The 21,056-nt window shown below is 62.4% G+C and carries 14 protein-coding genes; 10 read left to right on the forward strand and 4 right to left on the reverse strand.

Features of this window, described 5'->3' with window-relative positions; all coding sequences use genetic code 11:
• Positions 1-273: 273 nt before the first annotated feature.
• From KBT70_RS14535 to KBT70_RS14565, 7 genes are all read left to right on the forward strand, one after another.
• Complete coding sequence (locus tag KBT70_RS14535) at positions 274-2,607, forward strand: methyltransferase domain-containing protein (protein WP_296635161.1); 2,334 nt, start codon at positions 274-276, stop codon at positions 2,605-2,607.
• A 110-nt stretch (positions 2,608-2,717) separates the two neighbouring features.
• Positions 2,718-4,784 (forward strand): AMP-binding protein, encoded by a 2,067-nt coding sequence (locus tag KBT70_RS14540; RefSeq protein ID WP_296635163.1) that lies wholly within the window; start codon positions 2,718-2,720, stop codon positions 4,782-4,784.
• Between the two features lie 8 nt (positions 4,785-4,792).
• On the forward strand, positions 4,793-6,646 hold the full coding sequence (locus KBT70_RS14545; protein ID WP_296635165.1) for a polyketide synthase: 1,854 nt from the start codon (positions 4,793-4,795) through the stop codon (positions 6,644-6,646).
• A 195-nt stretch (positions 6,647-6,841) separates the two neighbouring features.
• Positions 6,842-7,129 (forward strand): acyl carrier protein, encoded by a 288-nt coding sequence (locus KBT70_RS14550; protein WP_296635169.1) that lies wholly within the window; start codon positions 6,842-6,844, stop codon positions 7,127-7,129.
• Positions 7,130-7,131: 2 nt separating this feature from the next.
• Positions 7,132-8,433 (forward strand): polysaccharide pyruvyl transferase family protein, encoded by a 1,302-nt coding sequence (locus KBT70_RS14555; protein WP_296635172.1) that lies wholly within the window; start codon positions 7,132-7,134, stop codon positions 8,431-8,433.
• 3 nt (positions 8,434-8,436) lie between these two features.
• Positions 8,437-9,309, forward strand: coding sequence for a phytanoyl-CoA dioxygenase family protein (locus KBT70_RS14560; RefSeq protein WP_296635176.1), 873 nt, complete (start codon positions 8,437-8,439; stop codon positions 9,307-9,309).
• The gene (locus KBT70_RS14565; protein WP_296635181.1) at positions 9,306-10,130 is read left to right on the forward strand and encodes a phytanoyl-CoA dioxygenase family protein; all 825 of its coding nucleotides are present in this window, start codon (positions 9,306-9,308) and stop codon (positions 10,128-10,130) included. Before KBT70_RS14560 ends, KBT70_RS14565 begins: the two co-directional genes overlap by 4 nt.
• Positions 10,131-10,207: 77 nt before the next feature.
• Here the strand turns inward: KBT70_RS14565 and KBT70_RS14570 are convergent, their stop codons facing one another.
• Complete coding sequence (locus KBT70_RS14570; RefSeq protein ID WP_296635184.1) at positions 10,208-11,143, reverse strand: glycosyltransferase family A protein; 936 nt, start codon at positions 11,141-11,143, stop codon at positions 10,208-10,210.
• Between KBT70_RS14570 and KBT70_RS14575 the strand changes: the two genes are divergently transcribed.
• Complete coding sequence (locus KBT70_RS14575; protein WP_296635187.1) at positions 11,142-12,302, forward strand: hypothetical protein; 1,161 nt, start codon at positions 11,142-11,144, stop codon at positions 12,300-12,302. The two genes, KBT70_RS14570 and KBT70_RS14575, sit on opposite strands and share 2 nt — an antisense overlap.
• Positions 12,303-12,367: 65 nt before the next feature.
• Here the strand turns inward: KBT70_RS14575 and KBT70_RS14580 are convergent, their stop codons facing one another.
• On the reverse strand, positions 12,368-15,358 hold the full coding sequence (locus tag KBT70_RS14580) for a glycosyltransferase (protein ID WP_296635190.1): 2,991 nt from the start codon (positions 15,356-15,358) through the stop codon (positions 12,368-12,370).
• Positions 15,359-15,538: 180 nt separating this feature from the next.
• On the opposite strand from KBT70_RS14580, the gene KBT70_RS14585 reads away from it, so the two are divergent.
• Positions 15,539-18,451, forward strand: a complete 2,913-nt coding sequence (locus KBT70_RS14585; protein ID WP_296635194.1) for a polysaccharide pyruvyl transferase family protein — start codon at positions 15,539-15,541, stop codon at positions 18,449-18,451.
• A gap of 96 nt (positions 18,452-18,547) precedes the next feature.
• Positions 18,548-19,300, forward strand: a complete 753-nt coding sequence (locus KBT70_RS14590) for a class I SAM-dependent methyltransferase (protein ID WP_296635206.1) — start codon at positions 18,548-18,550, stop codon at positions 19,298-19,300.
• A gap of 89 nt (positions 19,301-19,389) precedes the next feature.
• On the opposite strand, the gene KBT70_RS14595 is transcribed toward KBT70_RS14590, so the two are convergent.
• Both KBT70_RS14595 and KBT70_RS14600 read right to left on the reverse strand, forming a co-directional pair.
• Positions 19,390-20,268 (reverse strand): WcbI family polysaccharide biosynthesis putative acetyltransferase, encoded by an 879-nt coding sequence (locus KBT70_RS14595; protein ID WP_296635211.1) that lies wholly within the window; start codon positions 20,266-20,268, stop codon positions 19,390-19,392.
• On the reverse strand, positions 20,265-20,990 hold the full coding sequence (locus KBT70_RS14600) for a sulfotransferase family 2 domain-containing protein (protein WP_296635214.1): 726 nt from the start codon (positions 20,988-20,990) through the stop codon (positions 20,265-20,267). The genes KBT70_RS14595 and KBT70_RS14600 overlap by 4 nt, the downstream gene beginning before the upstream one ends.
• Positions 20,991-21,056: the final 66 nt, after the last annotated feature.

A 21,056-nucleotide genomic window follows, 5' to 3' on the forward strand; every position in this document is an offset into this window, starting at 1 on the left:
GTGTCCCATTTCTGTGGCCATTCGTCAGTCGAGCCTGTTTTCGTTTTATGTGCCATCATTCGGCGGCGTGAACAATGGGTGCAGGCGTGAAGCCATAAATTACTTGTTCACACGGCGTTGCAGGCATGGTGGCCGGAGACAAGCGACCCCTTGCAGAACCATCCCGGTTCAGTGTCCGCAGTTGACATTGCTTGACCTGCGCAAGAAAGTGACGGCGTGCGTAAGATCGAATGAAACTGCGCGTCCAGCAGTCGGTCATTCGGAGGGAAAACCTTGCAACAACCCGATCTTCACGGTCTCTGCACGATCTGTGGTCATGTGGGCACGTTCCTTCGTGGCGAGCAACGCTCGTTGCGGGAATCCTATGCCTGTCCGAACTGTCGCTTTACCTTGCGTTGGCGCGATCAGGCGGGGGTCATCGTGGATGAGTTCGGTCGCGGACAGGCGATTTCCCTTGATCAACTGGTCGAGCGCGGCTTGCTGAACGACATCTCGATCTATGAACCGGCGCTGCGAGGGCCGTTTGTGGCACGGCTCAAAGGGTTGCAGAACTATGTCCGGTCCTATTTCCGTCCCGATGAGCCGCTTGGTGACGTTTCTTCGGACGGGGTGCGTAACGAAGACTTGACGCGGCTGACCTTTGACGAGAACAGCTTTGATCTGATCATCACCAGCGACGTGATGGAGCATCTTCCCGATATCGAGAAAGCCTTTGCCGAGACGCTGCGTGTGCTGCGGCCCGGTGGTATCCATGTTTTCTCTATTCCGAACGACTATCCCCTGCCGGATCGCACCGAGACCCGCGCGCGGATGGAGCAAGGATCATTGGTTCATCTCAAACCCGAGCGCTACCATAATGCCGGGGATGGGACAAAATGCCTGGTGTTCACCGACTACGGGAGCGATCTGTCGGAGATGATCCACGCTTTGGGGGGGCGGTTGGCGGTGGTGCGGCGCAGCGGCGTGCAAGAGCCCTGTTACACCAATGCGACATTCGTGATGCGCAAGGTCGATCCGCCGGGGATGCGGAGCGTTCACAGCGCCGTGCAGCCGCCCGAGCAGGCGCGGGCCAAGGATCTGAAATGCCCGATTTGCGATGGCTCCGAGTTCGAGGATTTCAACGGGCGCCAGAACGCGCGGTGCTCGACGTGTCGGGCCGTCGAGCGCAACCGGCTGATGTGGATGATTCTGGATCGGCTGGGCGGATTTGAACCGGGCAAGCGGGTGCTGCAACTGGTGCCGGAACCAAGCCTTGCGCGAAAGTTCAGCGAACTGTCCGGCGAGGCCTACCACGGGGCGGAAGTGGACGCGGAGCGTTTCCAGAAAAGCCAGAGCAAGAGCATCCGCATGTTGGATTTATGCACGGATCTCGCGGCAATCCCGGATGCCAGTTATGATGTGATCCTTCACAACCATGTTCTGGAGCATGTCCCGTGCGATGTGCGCGACGTCTTGCGTCAGTTGGACCGGATATTGGCACCGGGCGGGCTGCATTTCCTGTCTGTCCCGATCCGCGGCGAGAAGACCGCCGAAGATCTGTCGCCTGATCTGACCGAAGCCGAGCGTCTGGCACGGTTCGGCGAAAAGGATCATATGCGCATTTTCGGGTCAAGCGATCTTAGGGCGTTGCTGGAAGAGGTTTGGGGAACAGGCCCACATCTGATCGAGCCGATCCAGATCTTTGATCGGGACGACCTGCGCCGTGCCGCGATCCCCACGGCGGCGCGTCAGGGTGCATCGGGGCATAGCGTGTTCCACTATCGCAAAGGGGGGCGTCCGCCGGCGGTGGTCTTGGCCGAAACACGATCCACGGCCGCGCCAAAGGCTGAAAAGACAATCGCACCGGGTGCGTCGGCTGCGGTTCGGGCTGCACGCAATGAGGTGGATGCCCGCTATCCTGCGGAAGATGCACCGCCGGGGTCGCGGATCATGCTGGGGTTGGAGGCGCTTGCGCGTGACAATCCATGGCCGGATTTTCCGTGGCAGGATCATGCGCCGTTCATGCTGGCGCTGGACGCGAATGGCGATGGGGGCCGCGAGATCGTATTGCGAGAGATTGCCGCAAAGGATGTGCGCCTGATGGTTGAGGTGGGCTGTTTCCTCGGGGGGTCGGTGCTGCAATGGCTGAAGGCAAAGCCCGACCTGACCGTGATCGGCATTGATCCGTGGGATGGCAATTGGGCGGACTACGTGTCTGGGATGGCGCATCATCCGTCGATGTCGCGCCATGTCGAGCATCTGTCGGATGCGGAGGTGAAGCGGATTACCCGGCTCTTGTCCGAGCACGGGAATTTTGCCGTTGCCCTGAACAATTTGCGGGACTTCAAGCATCGCGTCTATCCGGTTCGTCGGTTTTCGCCTGAGGCGCTCTATTACCTGAGGCGGCGGGATATTCCGGTGGACATGATCTATGTCGACGCCTTCAAGCATCGGGCCGATCTCGATGCGGCCTATGCACTCTATCCCGATGCGATCTTGTGTGGGGATGACTGGCTCTGGCCGGACGACTCTGGACGCTTTGTGATGCAGGAGGCGATCAAGGAGTTCGCGCGCGATCATGGGTTCGAGATCGAGGCGAAACGGCAAACCTGGGTGCTGCACAAGTGAAGAGAGCATAGGCGCGCCATGCTCTGTCGGAAACCAGGCAGGGTCACTTTCAGGATGACATTCGGTCGCGGCGCGGACATGCGCAGGCTGAACGGCGCACGGTTGCTGTGATGGACCATGTCACGAGGCATGAGGACGAGGACAGCGTGATCGGTCTTGGCGCGCCAAGTGGGGATGACCTGTTGATCGGGCGCGTCTTGAGGCATGCCGCCGAAACCCCTGACGCGACGGCCTATCGTTTCCTGTTCGGGTCGGGCCCGGCGGGCGCGTTGAGCTATGGTGCGCTGATGGCCGATGCGAGGGCGGTGGCGGATGGCCTTGTGGCGGCGGGGTGCGTGCCGGGCACGAACGTGGCGTTGATGTGCCAGCATGGCCCCGGATTCGTGACGGGATTTCTGGGGACTCTGATGGCGGGGTGTGCGGCGGTGCCCGTCGCGCGGCCCAATACCCCAGCGACCCGTGCGCGGGCGCGTGCGATCCTTGACGAAGCTGCGTGCGCGGCGGTCGTGAGCGATGCGACGCCCCAAGACCTCTGCGAAGCGGACCACCTTGCGCTTCTCTCTGGCTGCAAGATTGTGAGGCCCGGCGATCCTGCCCCTGAGACAACACACCCGGTATGGACCGCGACGGCCGAGGATGTGGCCCTTATCCAATACAGTTCCGGATCAACCGGAGCGCCCCGAGGCGTGATCCTGACCCACGGGGCCCTTGCGGCCCAGCAACGGATTCTCACCCGCGTCCTGCAGTCACAAAGCCGGGAGGTTGGCGTCACCTGGTTGCCGCCGGAGCATGACATGGGGCTGATTGGTGGGCTGCTCTACAATCTATGGCGCGGCGGACCAACGATTGTCCTGTCGCCTGCAAGCTTTGTCCGGCGTCCGATCCTGTGGCTCGAGGCAATCAGCACGTGGCGCGGCACGATCTCTGTTGCGCCGAACTTTGCCTATGACCTGTGCGTGCGCGCCATCTCTGAGGCGCGCAAATCGGCGCTTGATCTGTCGTCCTGGAGCGTCGCGCTCAACGGGGCAGAGCCGGTCCGACCCGAGACCATGGAGCGTTTTGCCGAAGCCTTCGGGCCGGCTGGTTTCGATGCGCGCGCGTTTATTCCCTGCTATGGGCTGGCGGAGGCGACGTTGCTTGTGTCGGGAGTGGCGCGGGGCATGGGGGCGACCTCTTGCTGGTTTGACGCACAAGCGCTGGAACGCGGGCTCGTTCTGCCTTGTCCACCGGGACAGGGACGGCGTCTGGCGTCTTCGGGACCAGTGCGGACATCCGGCGGCGCGAGAATTTCAGACCCTGACACCGGTATGCCATGCACGGAGAACGCAATCGGCGAAATCTGGATTGCGGGCGACAGTGTCGGGCGCGGATACAGGGGCCGACCTGAGGAAAGTGCTGCAATATTCGGGGCGCAGGCAGCGGATGGCAGCGGCCCGTGGTTGCGCAGCGGCGATACCGGGTTTCTTTGGCGGGGCGAGCTATACGTGACGGGGCGGATCAAGGATATCGTGATTTTGCATGGGCGAACCCTGCATGCGGCGGATCTGGAACGCGCGCTTGACGCGGCAGATCCGCGCGTGCGCAAAGGTCGTATCGTCGTGCATCAACGCGCGGATGGTGCGGTCAGTGTGATTGCGGAAGTGACCCCTCTGAAGACCGACGATGCGGAGGCCGCGGCGGCGATGGCGGATATTGCCAAGCACCTCTGGCGCGGGCTTTTGCTGCAAGAGGGCGTGGATGGGGCGCAGGTATCGCTGGTGCGTCCGGGCGCGCTCCTCTGGACGACCAGCGGAAAGCTGCGGCGCCGGGCAACGAAGGAGCGGCTGCGGGACGAACCGGACCTTGTTTTACTCGACTGGTCTCCAGAGGCGGAAGAGATGCGCCGGGCCCAGATCAGGGCCACGCGGCAGCTCGCACTGGCGCAGGAGCACGCAGAGATGTCCGCCACCGCGATACTCGGATTTCTTGCCGAGTGGATTGCTGCGGCGACGGGGACTGACCCTGCCGAGGTAGACCCGGATTTGTCGTGGGCGGATCAGGGGCTGGATTCCCTGATGATCACGGAACTGGCGCTTGATCTTGAACGCGCGACGGGACGCAGCTTGGCTGTCGAGCGTCTGTTCGAGTTGCCCGACCCAAGATCGCTCGCCACCGAACTGGCGGCGGATACGCCGTGATCGCCCCTATGCCCATCGCAGTGATCGGGATGTCCTGTCGCTTTCCGGGGGTCAACGCGCCCGAAGCGTTTGTCCGTCTTTTGCGCACGGGCGGACTATCTGTCGGGCCGGTGCCCGCGTCGCGGTTGGCACTTTGGGGCGAGGCGGCGCGCGTCACGGCGGCAGGGCTCTTGGACGACATTGCCCATTTCGACCGGACGCCATTTCGGATTTCGGCCAATGAAGCGCCCCTGATCGACCCCATGCAACGTCTGGCGCTTGAGGGCGCGTGGACTGCTCTGGAAGATGCCGGGCTGTCGCCGGGATGTCTTGACGGGGTATCGGCGGGCGTCTTCATGGGGGCGAGCACCTCGGACTATGCGATCCGCATGGCGAAGGCCGGGGTCGCGACCAAGAGCAATCCCCATCTTTTGACCGCAGCCCAGAACGGGGCGATCTCCGGAAGAGTGAGCTATTGTCTGGGATTGAGCGGACCGTCCCTGACCCTCGATACGGCCTGCTCTTCGGCGCTGGCGGCGGTCGCGCTGGCCTGCGACGCCCTGCGCTTGGGTCAGTGCGACTTTGCCGTGGCGGGCGGCGTGAACGCGCTCTTGTCGGCAGAGAGCTTTGAGGTGCTTGCGATGACGAACCTGCTGTCGAGCAGCGGCGCAACGCGATCCTTTGATGCGCAGGCGGATGGATTCGTGCGGTCGGAGGGGTGTGGCATGGTGGTGTTGAAGCGCCTCTGCGACGCGACCGCGCAGGGCGACCGAATTCATGCCGTTCTGCAGGGTTGGGCCACGGGGCATAATGGCCGCAGCAATGGTCTGAGTGCGCCTGCGCGTGCCGGGCAGATGCAGGTGATTTCCGCCGCGCTGCGCGCGGCAGGGATGGGACCGAACGACATTGGCGCCATAGAGGCGCATGGGTCTGGCACAGCGCTTGCCGATACGATCGAGGCGGCGGCATTGGCCGAGGTCTTTGCAGGCCGGAGCGGTCCACCCGGCGCGCTTGGATCGGTCAAGGCGAGCTTGGGGCATCTTGAGGCCGCAGGGGGTATTGCCGGTCTCATCAAGGCCATTCTGATGGTGCGCGATGGGTTTGTGCCGGTGCAGCCCGCCTTTTGCACGCCATCGCCGCGCATAGACTGGGCGGCCTTGCCGTTTTCCGTGCCCCGGATCACGCGGTCGTGGACAGAGGACAGGCGCGTTGTCGGCGTCAGTGCCTTTGGGATGAGTGGTCTGAACGCCCATGTGATCGTGGGTGCGGCGGATACTGGACAGGGCGCGGTCCAAGATGCGGCGGGGCCGTATCTCTTCCTGCTGTCGGCGGCGACCTCTGAGGCGCTCGGCGCGCGGGCCGCGCAGCTTTTGGCTCTGTTGCAGGCCCCAGAAGTGGATCTGGGGTCATTGGCCGTTGCGGTGTCGCGCCGATGGGCGGGGATGAGCCTGCGCGCAGAGTTTCTTGCGGGCACCCTCGCCGAGGCGCAAAGCGCTGTGAGGCAGATCATTTCGGAGCCCCCCCGCACCGCCGCGCGCGTGACGGGGAAGATCATTCTGGAGGCAGCCGAAGGGCTATGTGAGGGCGACAGGATGCAGCTTGGACGCATTTTCCCGGACCTTGTTTCCGGCGCGGATGCCGACGCCAGGCGGGCGACCACGGTCTGTCCTGAAACCGACGGGGGCCATTTGACCATGGCGGAGGCGGTTCTGGCGCTGCACAGGGCAGGCGCAAGGATTTTGCCGCATAGGATGGAGACTGGTGATGCAGGGCGGGTCGATCTGCCGGGATATCCGTTTTGCAGGCAGCGCTATTGGTACGATACCCTGCCCGGTCAGGCAGGGGGGGCATCGCAGGGCAGCGGGCCAGTTGAGGGCGGATGACGTCCGGGGACGACGCGCGTGCATCGGTGCGCCGCAAGGCGGGCGCGGCCGCGCCCCGGTCAGGCGGATTTCACGACCTGCCGCCCCGACCGCAATCAGGTTTGTGTCTGGCCCAATTGATTGCAAGGGCAGGACAATTCGGGAATACTCTGGCAAACACAATTCCGGCTCATAACAAAAGAACACAGGTGATTCGTGCCCAGCCAAACAGCCCCCAACAAACCCGCTGACGAGGGCGTGATCCGCGACTGGATGGTGGCTTATATCACCTCGGTGATCGAGGTGCCGCAGGACCCGTTTCCGGTGAATGACCGTTTCGATCTCTACGGGCTCGATTCCATCGAAATCACCATCATGTGCGGCATGATGGAGGAACAGTTTTCCATTCAGGTGAACCCTGATGAGGTGTTTGACAATCCCAGCGTAAGCGCCCTTTCCCGTCATCTCGCTCATCGGATTGGCGAGAGCCGCGCCACAGCTTAGCCATGGGCGACGCCGGCGGCGAGGGGCCGCGCGATATCATGATCACGGGCATGTTCGACATGCCGAATTTCGGGGATCTCATGTTCCCTGTGGTTGCCGCGCATGAACTGGGCCGGCGCGGATGTCGCGTGCATGCGATGTCACCGACCGGGGCAGAGACTGGCCTGCGTGAGGCAATGGCATCCCGCGACATCGGCGCAGCCTTTGATCCGTTGGCCCCTTGTGATGGCATGCTCATCGGCGGCGGGTATATCGTGCACACGCATCGGATGGACCCGCTCAAGGAGTATCGCGAGGGTGGGATCGGCGCGGCGGTTGGCCCCTTGACCTGGCTCGGGGCAACGCTGGCAGCAGCCTTGCGGGATGTGCCTGTGGCGTGGAATGCGCCCGGTGTTCCCCACCCTCTTCGGCCTGGGCTAAGGCCGCTGGCGGCAGCGGCGTTTGACTGTGCCGATTACCTCGCGCTGCGGGATGAAGGTTCGATCCGGATGGCGGGTCTGTCAGAGCATCCAGAGGTCGCGACCATCCCCGACACGATACTGGGTCTGGAAGCGGTCTGGCCCAAGGCTGGATTGGCCCAAGACTTTGCCAGGGTCTGCGCCACGCTGGGCGTGGACCGGACAGACCGGGTGCTTGCGACGCATGTGCGGCGTCGGTCGCTTGGGGGGGCACCGCTGAGCGACCTCGCCGAAAGTCTGGCGGCGGTGTGTCTGCGCCTTGACATATCGCCGATTGTGATCGGGCTTGGCACGGCGCATGCCGACGACCGGATGGCGCGCGAACTGACCGCAGCCCTTGCAGCGCGGGGGGTGGCCGCCGCGGCGCTTGACCGGCCACGCGGGCTCCGGGATATTGCAGCCCTCCTTGCGCATGCGCGCGCCTACGTCGGGTCGTCGCTGCACGGCTACATCACGGCCGCAGCCTATGATGTGCCGGCACTTTTGGTGGCGCGCCCGGCCTATCGAAAGTTCGATGGTCTAGTTCAGCATCTGGGGCGTGCGTGTGACCTGATGAAAGATTGGCCAGTCGCCCTTGGCGCGCTGGAGCAGGCCTTGCAAGGACCGTCACACCCCATACCGCCCGATGTGATCGCCAGACTGGAGCGCCATTGGGACAGAATCGCCGAGGTGTTTCGGGCCGGACCGGAGGCGAAACGACGGGAACGGCTCGCCTTCGCGGCGCTCGCCTTTCGGGAAGGTCTGCGGCAAGATGGGCTGAATTGGGCGATGACGCCTTTCAGCACGCCGCAGGACCGAAATGCCGCCCTGACGGGGCAGGACATACTTGAGACGGAGCCATTCTAGCCCATGCCCCCCACGGATGCCGATATATCACATCGCCACGCGCTTGCCCCCGAGGTCTGCGCCACTTTCGGGCAAGATGGCGTGCTCTGCCCCCTCGACGTCATGTCGGAAGAGGAGGCTGCGACGGTGCGCGGGCACATTGAGGCGCAGGAGGCGCAATCGCACGGACGGCTCTCGGGATTGACGCGGGTCAAGCCGCATCTGCTGCTGCCGTTTCTGTGGGATATTGTGCATGATCCGCGGATCGTCGGCCCTGTCGCAAGCCTGCTGGGCCCTGATATCTATTGCATCGGATCGAGCATCATCGACAAGCCGGCAGGCTCTGACGGCTATGTGGCCTGGCATCAGGACGCGACCTTTTGGGGGCTGAGCGACGCTGTCGGTGCAACCGCTTGGTTGGCGCTGAGTGCGGCCAATTCGGAGTCGGGATGCATGGAAGTGATACCGGGAACGCACACGCGGCAATTGGCGCATCTGGATACGCAGGATGCCCGCAATATGCTAGGCGCGCGCGAGGCCGTGCGGCAAGACATCGACCGCTCTCAAGCGCGCGCGCTGGTGCTTCGACCGGGGCAAATGTCTTTGCATCACCCGCTTGTGCTGCACGGGTCCGGGCGCAATCTCTCGGCGGATCGGCGGCTTGGGTTCGTGATCCGCTATGTGCCTGCTGCGATCAGCCAGGATGGGGCGACCGTGACACTGGTGGCCGGGCGCAATATCTCGGGCATGCCGCTGGAAACCGCACCGGAGGGTGCGCTGACCTCTGACGCGCTGGCGCGGCATGCGGATATCATTCGCCGGGCCGGGCGGGTGATCCGTCGGGCGAAAGAGGCCCATCTGAGGCAGGCCGACGCATCACCGGAGACAGGGACATGACCGAGGATTTCAGGCAGAGCTATTCAAGGGACGGCTATGTCTCGGGTATCCCGGTGATGACCGAGGCGGAGGTGGCAGAGCTGGTCGCGAAGTTCGAGCAGGTGGAAGAGCGGCTCGGACCGCATGTTTTCAAGCTGCTGAACGTCAAGGGTCATCTGCTCTTTCCGTTTCTGTGGGATGTTGTGCAAGATGCGCGGATCGTTGCGCGCGTTGCCGAAATCCTCGGGCCTGATGTTCTGTGCTGGGGGTCGAGCTTCTTTTGCAAGCAAGCGGGTTCTGCGGATGTGGTGCCGTGGCATCAGGATGGCACCTGCTGGGGCTTGGATGCGCCAAGAGGACTAACCGCGTGGCTTGCTCTTACGCCGAGCACGCCCGAGACCGGGTGTTTGCGTGTCATACCCGAGAGCCATACCGCAGCGGTGCCGCATGCCGTCCGGAATGCTGCGTCCTCGATGCTGCCACTGGGTGAGGAGGTGGCAGAGGGTGTGGACGAGTCGCGCGCGGTGGATTGCGTGCTCAGACCCGGAGAAATGTCGCTCCACCATGTGATGCTGGTGCACGGCTCTGCGACCAACCGCGCGACCGACGGCCGTCGGATCGGATTTGCGATCCGCTATATCGCCGGGGATGTGGCGCAGCGTGGCGCGACCAAAGGCTATGCGACGATGGTCTGTGGTCGAGATCACGGCACCTATCTGCTGGAAACAGAGCCCAAGAGTGATCTGGAGCCAGAGGCCCTGAGGCGACATCGCGACATCCTGCGCCATTCCGCCGGGATTGTCATGCGCGAGGCGGCCAGCTTGGACGCGGAGACACCGTAGGGGTTTTGAACCTTGGCGCGGGCGTCGGAGTGGTGCGATCTGACGGAGGTGAGCGCCGGGTCTAGTGAGGTTTTGGGCTAGCCGAAATCCATCGTGCCGGTGCTGGCGTCGAAAACCCAACCGCGCGCGCGTTGCTTGCGAGGGGGGTGGCCGCGCAGGGCCGCGTAGGCCCGTGTGGCCTCTTTGACCATCTGAACCGCCCGCGTCACATCCGAGGTCGACGTGCCACCGTGAAACTGGTGAAAGGTGGCCACGCCGGACATGCGGATGAATTGGGTGCCGGGGTGTTTTATGCCGCGGTCCAGCATATCGGGATTGCACATCCCGCCACCGGCCTCGACAAAGGCAGGGTCATAGCCGTTCAACGCAGCCCAGGTCTCGCGGTGCAGGAAGAGGGCATTTGATTCCAGCATGGGCGCTGTCGGCGAGGGCTCTTCCGGCCAGGACACGGCGAAGAGATCGGCCCAAGGTTCTGGCCAGCCAGCCGCCGTGAGGAGCGCGTCTTCTGCCGCGCGATCATAGCCCTGCAAGGCAGCGGTGGCTTGGCGGTCTGATCCGAATTGTCGATTGGGAATGGCGATAACCGGGGCTTGATGGGTCTTGGCGGCGCGGGCGACGCTGGCCAGCAGATTGGGCGAGGCCATGCGGGCACCGTCGATCCAGGCACCGATGATCTGCCCGCGTGCAAGCGCAAGCGCCTCGTTCATGGCACCCACGGGCGAGGGTGCGGGGAGTTGGGCAGCAAGGATACGCGGTGCGGGCGTCATCACGGGGGCGAGGGGCAAGCGGTCTGAGCCGTTGTCGACAACGATGATTTCCCACGTCAGGTCATCTGCCCCTTGCTGAAAGGCGCGGGACAAGGACCAGAGGGTACGCGGAAGTTCCCGCTCCATGTTCCAGCAGGTGATGGCGATGGAGATGTCGGGTGCCGATAAATCTGTGACTTTGGCCGGGAAAACATTACTCATGTCCTTGATTGATTCCCCCACCTCATCCTGTTCAGAGCTTTTCATGCCCTTACCCGTCCCCTCAACGCAAGATGCTCCACGGCTGGCGGCCGCGCGTGTGCTGGACCCCAACACCGATCCGTTGCTGGTTGGGCTGCCAAGACAGCGCGGATATGGCCAGTGGATCGTTTCGCGGATGTGCGATGTGCGGGCCGTTCTGACCGATCCAACCACAACGGTGGATATGCTGACCCCCAAGGCGATCGCGCGGTTTCTGTCGCAACAGGAGATCACGCTTGATCAAACGCTGGAGATCATGCGGATCATCGGACGCGCGCATCGGGTGCCGAATGACGCAGAGAGACGTGATGCCATTGCTGTCACGCGGCTTTTGCAAGGCACGCTTCAGGATCTGGACATGGCGTCCATGCTTGGGGCTCTGGCCTTGGCCGAGGGGCGCACAGTCGATGTGATGGCGGACCTCCTGCGCCCGATGCTTGCCGCATGGCGGGCGACAGCGCTGGCCATCGACCGCGATCTGGGTCAGAGGATCGAAGATGGGTTGCTGGCGATGATGCTCGCGGTCGAGCGACACGGGCCGAGCGATCTGGCGCCTGTGGAACCTCTGGCGCGTGCCGTGATGCAGGACCTGACGCTCTTGGAGAAAACACGCGGCGCGGCGCGTGAGATGCCGATCACGCACTGGATTTCACCTGCGTTTCTGGCGCTCTTGCCGATTGCCTACACAAGCGTGTCGATGCTGGCTCATCTGGCGGATACCCCAGAGCTTCAGGACGCATTGCGCGCGCGGCCAGAGCTGCGCCCCGGCTATATCCGGGAGGTGGAGCGGCTGATGAATTCATTCCGATATGGAACACGGCAAATCGGAGCGACGGGGTTGAACCTTGGCGATGCCTGGTTGCCGCCGCGCAGTCTTGTGGTGCTGGATTTTTCCGCAGCAAACCGGGACCCTGCGCTCTGGCAAGAGCCGGACATCTGCCTGTTGGATCGGCCTCGCCAACCAACGGCCACGTTTTCTCTTGGACCGCTGGCCTGTGTTGGGGGGCAGGCAAGTCGTCAGTTCCTGTCTCTGCTTCTGGATGCGGTGATGGAACGTGTTCGCGTGTCTCTGCCACGACCCGGCCCCGAGCCGGATCGGTTGCCAACACAGTGGTCGATCACGCGGGGATACCGCATGTGCCGGCTGTGCCTGTCGAGCCTCTGAGTGCGGCCAAACCGGTGATTTCGGCGCAATCACCCGCCTGCACGTCGATCCTCTTTTCGGTAATTTCAGGTCGGTCGAGACATCTTGGCGCGAAGGCGGTGGTCAACCTCTGACCAGATAGTATCCATACGGTTTTGCCAAGAGAGGGAGGCGCTCAGATCCGGGGGCAGGAAGCGCCGCCCCTCTTTTGCCAGCCGATCCAGAGCCGCCTCGATTGCGGTCACAAAGCCATCGGCATCCTCTGCGATGGTCAGGTCGTCGCGCAGATCATCGAGGTTGGCAATGTCGGTCGAGACAACGGGCAAGCCAAGCGTGCGATAGACATAGACCTTGAGCGGGTTCATCCGATCCGACAGATCCGAGCGTTCGTGCGGGACAATCGCCACGTCGAAACCCGCAATGCAGGCCCGCGCCTGATCGTAGGGTCGAATGCCAAGCAGATGAACATTTGGCAAGGCTGTCATCCGCTCCCGGTGTGCAGGGCGGGACAGCTTGCCGATCAGAACGATTTGCCACTGTGGTCTTGCCCGTGCCAGTGCCTCGACCAGTTCAAAATCAAAGCGGTCGTCCATATTGCCGCAATAGCCGATCACCGGACCACCCAGACGGGTGATCTCGGGGGCCGGCACGGGCAATTCGGCGCGCATGTCGATGCCGTTGGGCACGAGCAGGGGCGAGAGCGCCTCTTGTGTCAGGACCTCTTGCATCGCGGCGCAGTTCGTGATCGCGACATCCACGGTTTCCGCCATGAAGCGGTAGTTCTGTTCTATGTTCCGGCGCCGCTGCTCGGACATGGGCCAGCAGCGTTGGTCGTCGATATAATCGCCGATCACAAAGGGAAAGCGGAGCCGTTGCTGAACCTGTTCGAACCCCTGAACCACCGGACAGACCCACGCGATCGAATTGTCGCGCATGTTGATGTCGTCCAACCAAGCCTCGACCGCATTTGGGAAACTTTCGCGGCTGTGAACCGGACGCCCCAGCAAGGTCTGACCCGGTGTCCCAATGAGAAAGCTGCGACGGTGGATATTGCCCTCGTCCGCCAGACCCGTCATCCGGGCCAGAGTGGTCGCGGTGATGATCGGTGCTTCGGCGTTGACCGGCGCGCGCATCGGGTTTGTGTGGGCCCGGAGGTCCGTCACAGGAAAGGGCGCGTCGATGTGCAGAATGCGCCCGATTTCCGGCCTCAGCGAGAGTTCGTGCAAGAGCATGTCTTGTCGACGCCCATAAAGACCTGAATCGTTCTGTTTCCAGAAGAAAACCACATTGATGGGACGGTCGGGGTCCACCCGAGGCGCAGCAGCACTTGGGCGCGCGAGCCATGGGGCGTTGAGCGTGCCGGTCTCTGGCGAGAGAACGCCCGGCATTTCGCGGCGCAGGAACGACAACAGGCCGGGCATGTCCGGATAGCTGCGCGGAGGGCCGTCATGCGCCGCCGCAATCGCCTGCAACGCTCTGGGGCGGTTCGCCTCGTAGGACATCTCAGCGGCAAAGAACGGATGTGCGTGACCGGGGGATCGACCGGTCGCAAGTGCGTCTGCGAGGCGGCTGGCCAAAGTGTCGTCCTTGCGGATTGCCATGGCGGCGCCCGAGGCGATCACATCGGCAACGGGGCCTGCATCGGTGACAAGAACCGGCGTCCCGACGGCAATCGCATCGGTCAGCTTGGCGGGGGTCTGGCTCTGGGTGATCGGGCTGTCGTGATCCTGAAGAAGCACCACCACATCCGCCACGGCATTGAGATCCAGCACGCGCGAGAAGGGTTGCGCGCCGATCCGGCGCAGGCGAAGGCCCGGTATAGCAGAGAGTTCCCGCTCCATTTCCGGGTCTGCCACAGAGCCGACGATGCAGAGTTCCACATCCGGACGGTTCAAGGCGACAACCGCATGTGCCAGTTCGACAAGGCCTTTGTGCCTGCGGGGGGTTCCGAGGAACAACACCACCCGATCCGAGGGCGCATAGCCAAGCTCTGAGCGCGTGGCCTCTCGGCGTGCCATGGCGTTTTGCGCGGCGCTGTGAGAGCGGCCATGGCGAACCAGTGTTGCGCTGTTGCGGGACGCGAGGACCGGGTTGCAGGAGGTGACGGCATCGACAAAGGGCAAAATCCCCATCCCAAGTTCCGTCCAGGTTCGACCATGCGGGCGATCCCAGTCTTGCGGATTGAACTCTGCGAGAAAACTGTCGAAATCGCGCGGTGCCGCGCCTTTGACAAAAGCCAGTTCATCATCGTCGAGGTCGCATATGATGCGGGCCCCAAGGATTTCCCGGTAGAGCAAGCCGATGAGAAGCCCCGGAAAGCGGGGTTTCGAGACCCAGACCGTTGCTGCGGGCCACGTCTTGACCAGCTTTAGCGCACCTTCGAGGACGTGGCGGAAATGGGGGGCGCGCCAGCCTGCGATCGGCACGCGGCGATCCGCCTCGGCCAGTGGCGGCCACAGCGTATCGCCATAGGCGGGAAAGAGGGGCCCTGCCATGGCGGTGGGGCGCGTGTCACAGATGGTCTCGGCCAGGGTGATGCCGCGCCCGGCGACATTATGGCCAAGGTCCCAGGACACAACGAGAACCCGGTCTTGTGGCGCGGCCTCGATGAATGGTGATGGCTCGGACGCAGGCCATATTTCGATCTCGACCGGGGCGTTCCAGCTAAATTCGCGGGCGTGCTCTGCCACGGCCTGATCCAAGCGCGTCTTGATCGCTGCCAGGTCGGGTATCCGGGTCAAGGCTTCGCGGTAGAGCGCGATGGCGCGGGCATAATCGAGCCGTGCCATGGCCAGATCGCCTTCGACCATGGGCGTCCACTGAAAATCCGGAAAACGCTGGCGCAGAACCCCCAGATACTCTTGCGCCCTGTCCAATTGCCCCATGCGGGTCGCGAGCCCCGCAAGACGGATCAGCACGGTGCTGTGCGGTGGATGGAGTTGGGCGGCAGTTTCGAAGATGGCCATTGCCTCGGCGAAGCGTTCCGCCTTGAAAAGCGCCTCTGCGTCCTGAACCAGTGTCGCCAACCGGGGGGCGGATTGGTGGTCAAATCCCACATTTGCAATGTGGTCGGTCATCTGAGGCAGGGCTCCTGTCGCATTTGGACGAGCTGACCCAACACCAAGACGCATCTGTGTCCGGGCCCCGCTCTTGCCAACACACTGATGTTCCGGCAAAAGAATGGCAAGTCGATTATCCGGATGCCGTCGAGAAGCCAGAACGCACGCCGCGCTCGGTCGCCCGCTTGGAGGTGGAACATGCCCACAGAGCGCCCCCGTCGCCTTGCGATTTTTGGCACGTTCGATGTCGAGAACTATGGTGATCTGCTGTTCCCGCTGATCGCCGGGCGACGCCTTGGGCCTTTGGGGGTCGAGGTGGTTGCGGTCTCTCCGACCGCCCATGCGACGCGCTACCGCGATGCCGTCTTGCCCCTGTCCTACCCGGAGTTTGTCCGCGATATCGAGAGCTTCGATGGCGTCCTGATCGGGGGCGGCAACATTGTGCATACCAAGGATTTTGGACTGCCGGATTATGCGGCGACAGCCTATGCCGCGCTATGGATCGGTGCCACCGCGCAGGCGGTGCGGCAGGGGTTGCCTGTGCTATGGAACGGGCCGGGCGTATTGCAGCAGAGCGCGGACCGGCGAGCGCCTGAGTGGTTGCGGCGGACGGTGGATGCCGCGGATCGTTTTGTCGTGCGCGACAGCGACAGTGCCGCAAGATTGGAACTGTGGTCTGGTCGACGACCCAGTGTGATCCCGGATACGGCCCTGGACCTTGCGCGTCTGTGGCCGCTTGCACTGATGAAAGACAGGTTCCGCCATCTGCGCGCCCGTCTGGGGATCCCTGACGAGGGGATGGTTGTGGCGCTTCACGTCAAGGCGCGCAGTCTGGACGGGGTCGACATCCCGACCTTTGCACAGGCGCTTGCGGGCGCGCTGCACAGCACCGGCGCGGTTGCGGTTCTGGTTGCGCTCGGGCGGTGCCACGGCGACCACGCGGTTGCGGAGAAAATCCACCGGCTGTTGCCTGATTGCACCCGTTCCATCGCCGATACCGATCACCTGATCGATATGGCGGCGGTGATCGCCGGGTCCGATGCCTATCTGGGCAGTTCGCTGCATGGCCATATCACGGCGGCCGCCTATGGCGTCGCGTCGCGGCTCGTGGCGGTGCCGATGCTCCACAAGTTCATGGGGCAGGCCAGACAGATGAACCGAGCACAAGACGTTGTGGGCAATTGGGCCGCGGCGCTTGACGCGCTACCCGGCCTCTTGACGCTTGATCCGCCGCCTTTGCCGGATACCATCGCCACACAGCTTGATGCCCATTGGCAAGATGTGGCCAAACACATAGCTTCTGGACGCAAAGCCCCCCGGCGTCCGGATGTCTTTGCCGGTGCTGATCTGGACGCCGCGCTCGAACACGCGATCCGCGAGGAAGAGATGCAGGCGCCGGGCAGAGTTTTGATATCGAACCCGGCCGCGACGGCCCCGGCGCAGAAAGGCAATTTCATGACTGAGACTTCGCAGACCCAATGGGATAGCGCCGCCGTCAACCAGATGATTTCAGGAGGGGAATTGGACGGGGCCGCACGGCGGATCGAGACCATCCTCGAGCAACAACCGGGTTTTCTGCCCGCGCGACTGGCCGAGGTGCGATACGCGCTGGCCAAGGGCGATGCGGCGCAGGCGGTCGAGCTTGCGTCTGTCCTATCGGAGGCACGACCCGAGAATCCTTGGGTGCTGCTGTCGCATCTGCAAAGCCTCTGTGAGGCTGCACAGCAGGACGCGGCGCGCACGCTGTTTCTGACCCGGCTGGCCGAGATCGAGATTGACGAGTCCATGATGACCACGGCGCTGAACACGCTTCTTGCGTTCGTGCCGCAAAAGGAACAGGTCGCGTTCCTGAAATCGGTTCATGATCTGAAGCCCGAGAGTGCCGTGGTTCAGCTCCGGCTTGCGATGCGCGCCTATGTCAGCGGGGATCGGCCCCTGACGATCGACATGCTGGCACGGGCGGAGCGCGCGGGGCCGCTTCCGGCCTATGCCGCGCGGGTGAAGAGCCAGCTCTCTCCTTTCACGGGCACGATGGACGCGGCGACCGACAGGTTGCTGGCGGAGTGGGAGGCTGGCGCGGAGGATCTCGAAACGCTCTGCCGACTTTGCCGGTTTGCGGCGGCGGCGGGCCGCTTTGATCTTTCGCGCAAGGCGTTGCGGCGCACGCTCGAGCTGCATCCGCTCGAGTGGCGGTCGTTGTATCGGCTCAACCGGGTGTTTCTGGATCATTCCGAGGATCGCGCGATTTTTGAGACCCTTGCGCAGATCGACGCCACGGCGCAGCCCGGTGCCAACTGGCGGTTGCAGTTTGCGTTGTTCTGTTTGCGCATGGGGCAAGACGCGCATGGGCGCGCCGTTCTGGCAAGTTTGACGGATCATCCCGCCACGGGGCCGACGGCAGACAGCCTCTTGGCCGCGATGACAGCGCTTGGGTCGGCTGCCCCGCGTGCAGACGTGATCCGGGATGCGGATGTGCGTGTCGTGCAGAAAGCGGGCGCGCGCGGCACGATTGTTGTCTTTGGCGGATTTCTCGGAGGGCTGAGCCATCTGAGTGATCGGTATCTCGACCTGCTTTTGTCGGACCTGCCGGCAAATGTGGTCTACCTCCGTGACCCCTATGGACGGATCTATTTGAACGGGCTGCCAGAGTTTGGGCCGACCGAAGGGCTGATGCACTCGGGTCTGGCGCGGATCTTGGCAGAGCTTGGCGGGGGGACGGTCGTGACCATGGGGGGCTCTGCGGCGGGGTATTCGGCCTTGCGCGCGGGATTGGCACTCCGGGCGGATGAGGTGATTTCACTGGCGGGCTTTGTAACCCCCGGTCCTGCGGAGCAGGACGACCCCTTCCATATCCAGCAGGGGTTTGCAGAATTCTTTGGGGGCGATGTGCACGCCTACGATCTGCGGGACGCCCTGAAAGCACAGCCCGAAACCAGATTGGTCCAGATCATTGGTGGCGATTACGCGCCCGATGTTGCCCGCGCAAAGGCGCTGGCGGGTGTCGGGAACGCCCTGGTCGAGATCATTCCGGGGGTCGCCATGCATCACGTCGCCCTGCCCGCGATTGCGGATGGGACGCTGAGGCGCCTCTTGCAAGAGGCCTTTGCATGATCCGCCTCTGGAGTTGCAGGGGTTTTGCCTGATAGGCTCTGGACCAGAGCAACAGCCCCTTAATCCTGACACCCTGAATTCAAGGACAAGCCCCGGATGAACGCAGCCCTCTCGGATTTGAACGCTTATCTCCAGACTGGTATTCACAAGGTTGATGGTTGGTGCATTCCCCAACTGTGGCAGAGCATTTGGCCGCTGCGACAGGCCATCGGTGCCGGTCCGATTGCAGAGATTGGTGTGTTCGAGGGCAAGTTCTTTATTGGCCTCGCAAAATGCTTTGCCGAAAACCGCCATGATGCCGTGGCAATCGACGTCTTCGACCTCCAGCAGTTCAATCTGGATGGGGCTGGGGTTGGCAAACGTGACAAGCTGCTGGAGAATTGCGCGGCGCAGGGGGTGGACAAGGTCGTTCTGCGGCGCGCGGATTCTCTCACGCTCCGGCAGAGCGATGCCGAGGACATCGTGGCCCGGTCAGGCAAGATCAAATTCTTTAGCGTCGATGGGTGCCACGAGGTGCTCCATACCACGCGAGACATCGAATTCGCGATGAGCGTGACCTGCGATGACGGGATCATCGCCGTCGATGATTACACCAACCCCAATTGGCCGGGGGTGAGTGAAGCGGTGGCAAAGATGTATCTGCTGCGCGAGTTCCAGTATGTGCCGCTGCTCGTCACCTGCAACAAGTTGCTCTTGTGCTCGGCCTCTTTCCACCGGGATTTCTTGAAGGTGGTTCAGGACTATGTGTCGGCCAATCACAAAACAACACGCATGAAACGGGTCAAGCGGTTCGGATACGAGACCCTGACCGTTCAACCCAACCTCGGGACATGGGAAGATTTGGTGTGAGGGTGGTGGGTAGGCCGCGGGAGGCGTCGCTGCCGTGGGTGCGCAGGGTCTACGACGAGGGATGAACAGGTGAGCTTTCTCTGGGGCGTTCAGATTGAAAGGTCATAGGAAAAGTTTGGGGTAAAGCGGATGGAGTCCGTATCGCGGTATAGGGGATTGTGATCATAGACCTCAAAATAGGCAGCTTGCAGTTCATCTGGACTGAAGTGTCGCACAGTGGCGAGAGGTGAGACGGTTCCCTCATCACCAAGCATGTAGTCGTTTCCCTTATACGTCGCCAGACCGCCGTTGTTCCCCCAGTGCGATGGAACCAGATAGCGGTCTAGAAACTCTTCGGTCCCGTCTGGCAGCTTGGCCAAGCTTTGATGCGCCATGAACCGGTTGCAGAGTTCGTCGAGCACACGACGGGTCGGATGATTGAACGTAAAGAAAAGGCGCTCTGTTCTTACATGTTCTGCGATGAAGTCGGAAATCCTGATATCGCAGTCGTCTTCTCTCTCAATAAGATCGGCAATGGAACGGGCGGCAATCGTTCTGGAAAATTCGTTCTCATCGGGTTGCCAAAGTTGCTCTGTCAGTCCCTGCGAATAGAGCCAGCGGGCGAAAATGCGCACGTCGTGGAGCGCTTCAATCGGGCCCACCATTCGGCTGTTCGTGGTGGTGTGGGTCATGTAGCGAATGAACGGTTGCTGCCCCGAGAAGAACATGTTCGGCCAGACCACTACGTTCGAGTGGCTTTGGCGTAGCACCGATGATCTCAGGTGTCGCACAGGGAAATTATCGTTCGTCTTCTGGGCAAGGACAATGTCTGCCTCAGAAATATGGGCGAGGTGAGCCTCGCTTTCGGCAGTCTTGGCAAGTTGTAGGATGATCGGAGAAAGACATTCAAAATGTTCGGTTGCTCCAAGCAGCGCAGTAACGGGGCGTGCTTGACAGTTTCCGATCACGAGCAGTTTTGGTTTCTTCATGGAGCCGCCACTGGTGGCGCAATCGGATCAGGAGATGACAGTTCCGACAAAAGCGTGAGGTCATCTGTATTATGCAGTTTCAAGAGTTCATCAAGGTCTGTGTGCCCCTGCGTGGCTGACGCCGCATCTGAGCGGTTGCTGTGAACTTCCTGCCATCTGAAATTCGGAAAGGTGTGGGAAATCTCGCCTGTCAGTCGGGCAACGGCACCAGCGAAATCGGCCACAAGCCCCACAACGGTAATGCGCTCTAGCGCCTGTCTGGCGCGCTCAAGTTCAGACCCCTTGCCCGGCGCAAGCGCGGCCAGTCGAGAAGTCTGGAAATTGCGGCACTGTCGGTCGTGCTTGAGAGAAAGCCGGACCTTTACATAGCCTTCGAGGTCTGTGTGCTTTGCCAGAACAGCGCCGAAGGTGTCCGCCACTTGCGTTCTCTCAAAACGGTAGGCGGATTTGATGCGGTCAATCGGATCGCGCAACAGGATCATGGAAACAATACGGACACCATCGACCTGAGGCGGCGGCCCCATCATTGTATGCGACGAAAAAGCCACCGCCTCTGGATTGTCGCGAATCCAGGATTCGACCTCTGGCGTGTTGCCATGGGGCGCGGGCGAAGCCGAGAACTCTCGCGTGACCCATGCGTTGCCAAAATTGTCCTTTAATATCTGATCAAGCGAGGTGCCCGCGTTCTTGAACAGGTGATGGTGGAGGATGACAGTGCGCATGCGGCTATCAAGTCTTTCTTATTGGTATTCTTGCAAAGATTTGCGCGCCATCCGAGAGGGCAAGGG

The organism is Roseovarius sp. (genome assembly GCF_018066915.1).
Lineage (GTDB): Bacteria > Pseudomonadota > Alphaproteobacteria > Rhodobacterales > Rhodobacteraceae > Roseovarius.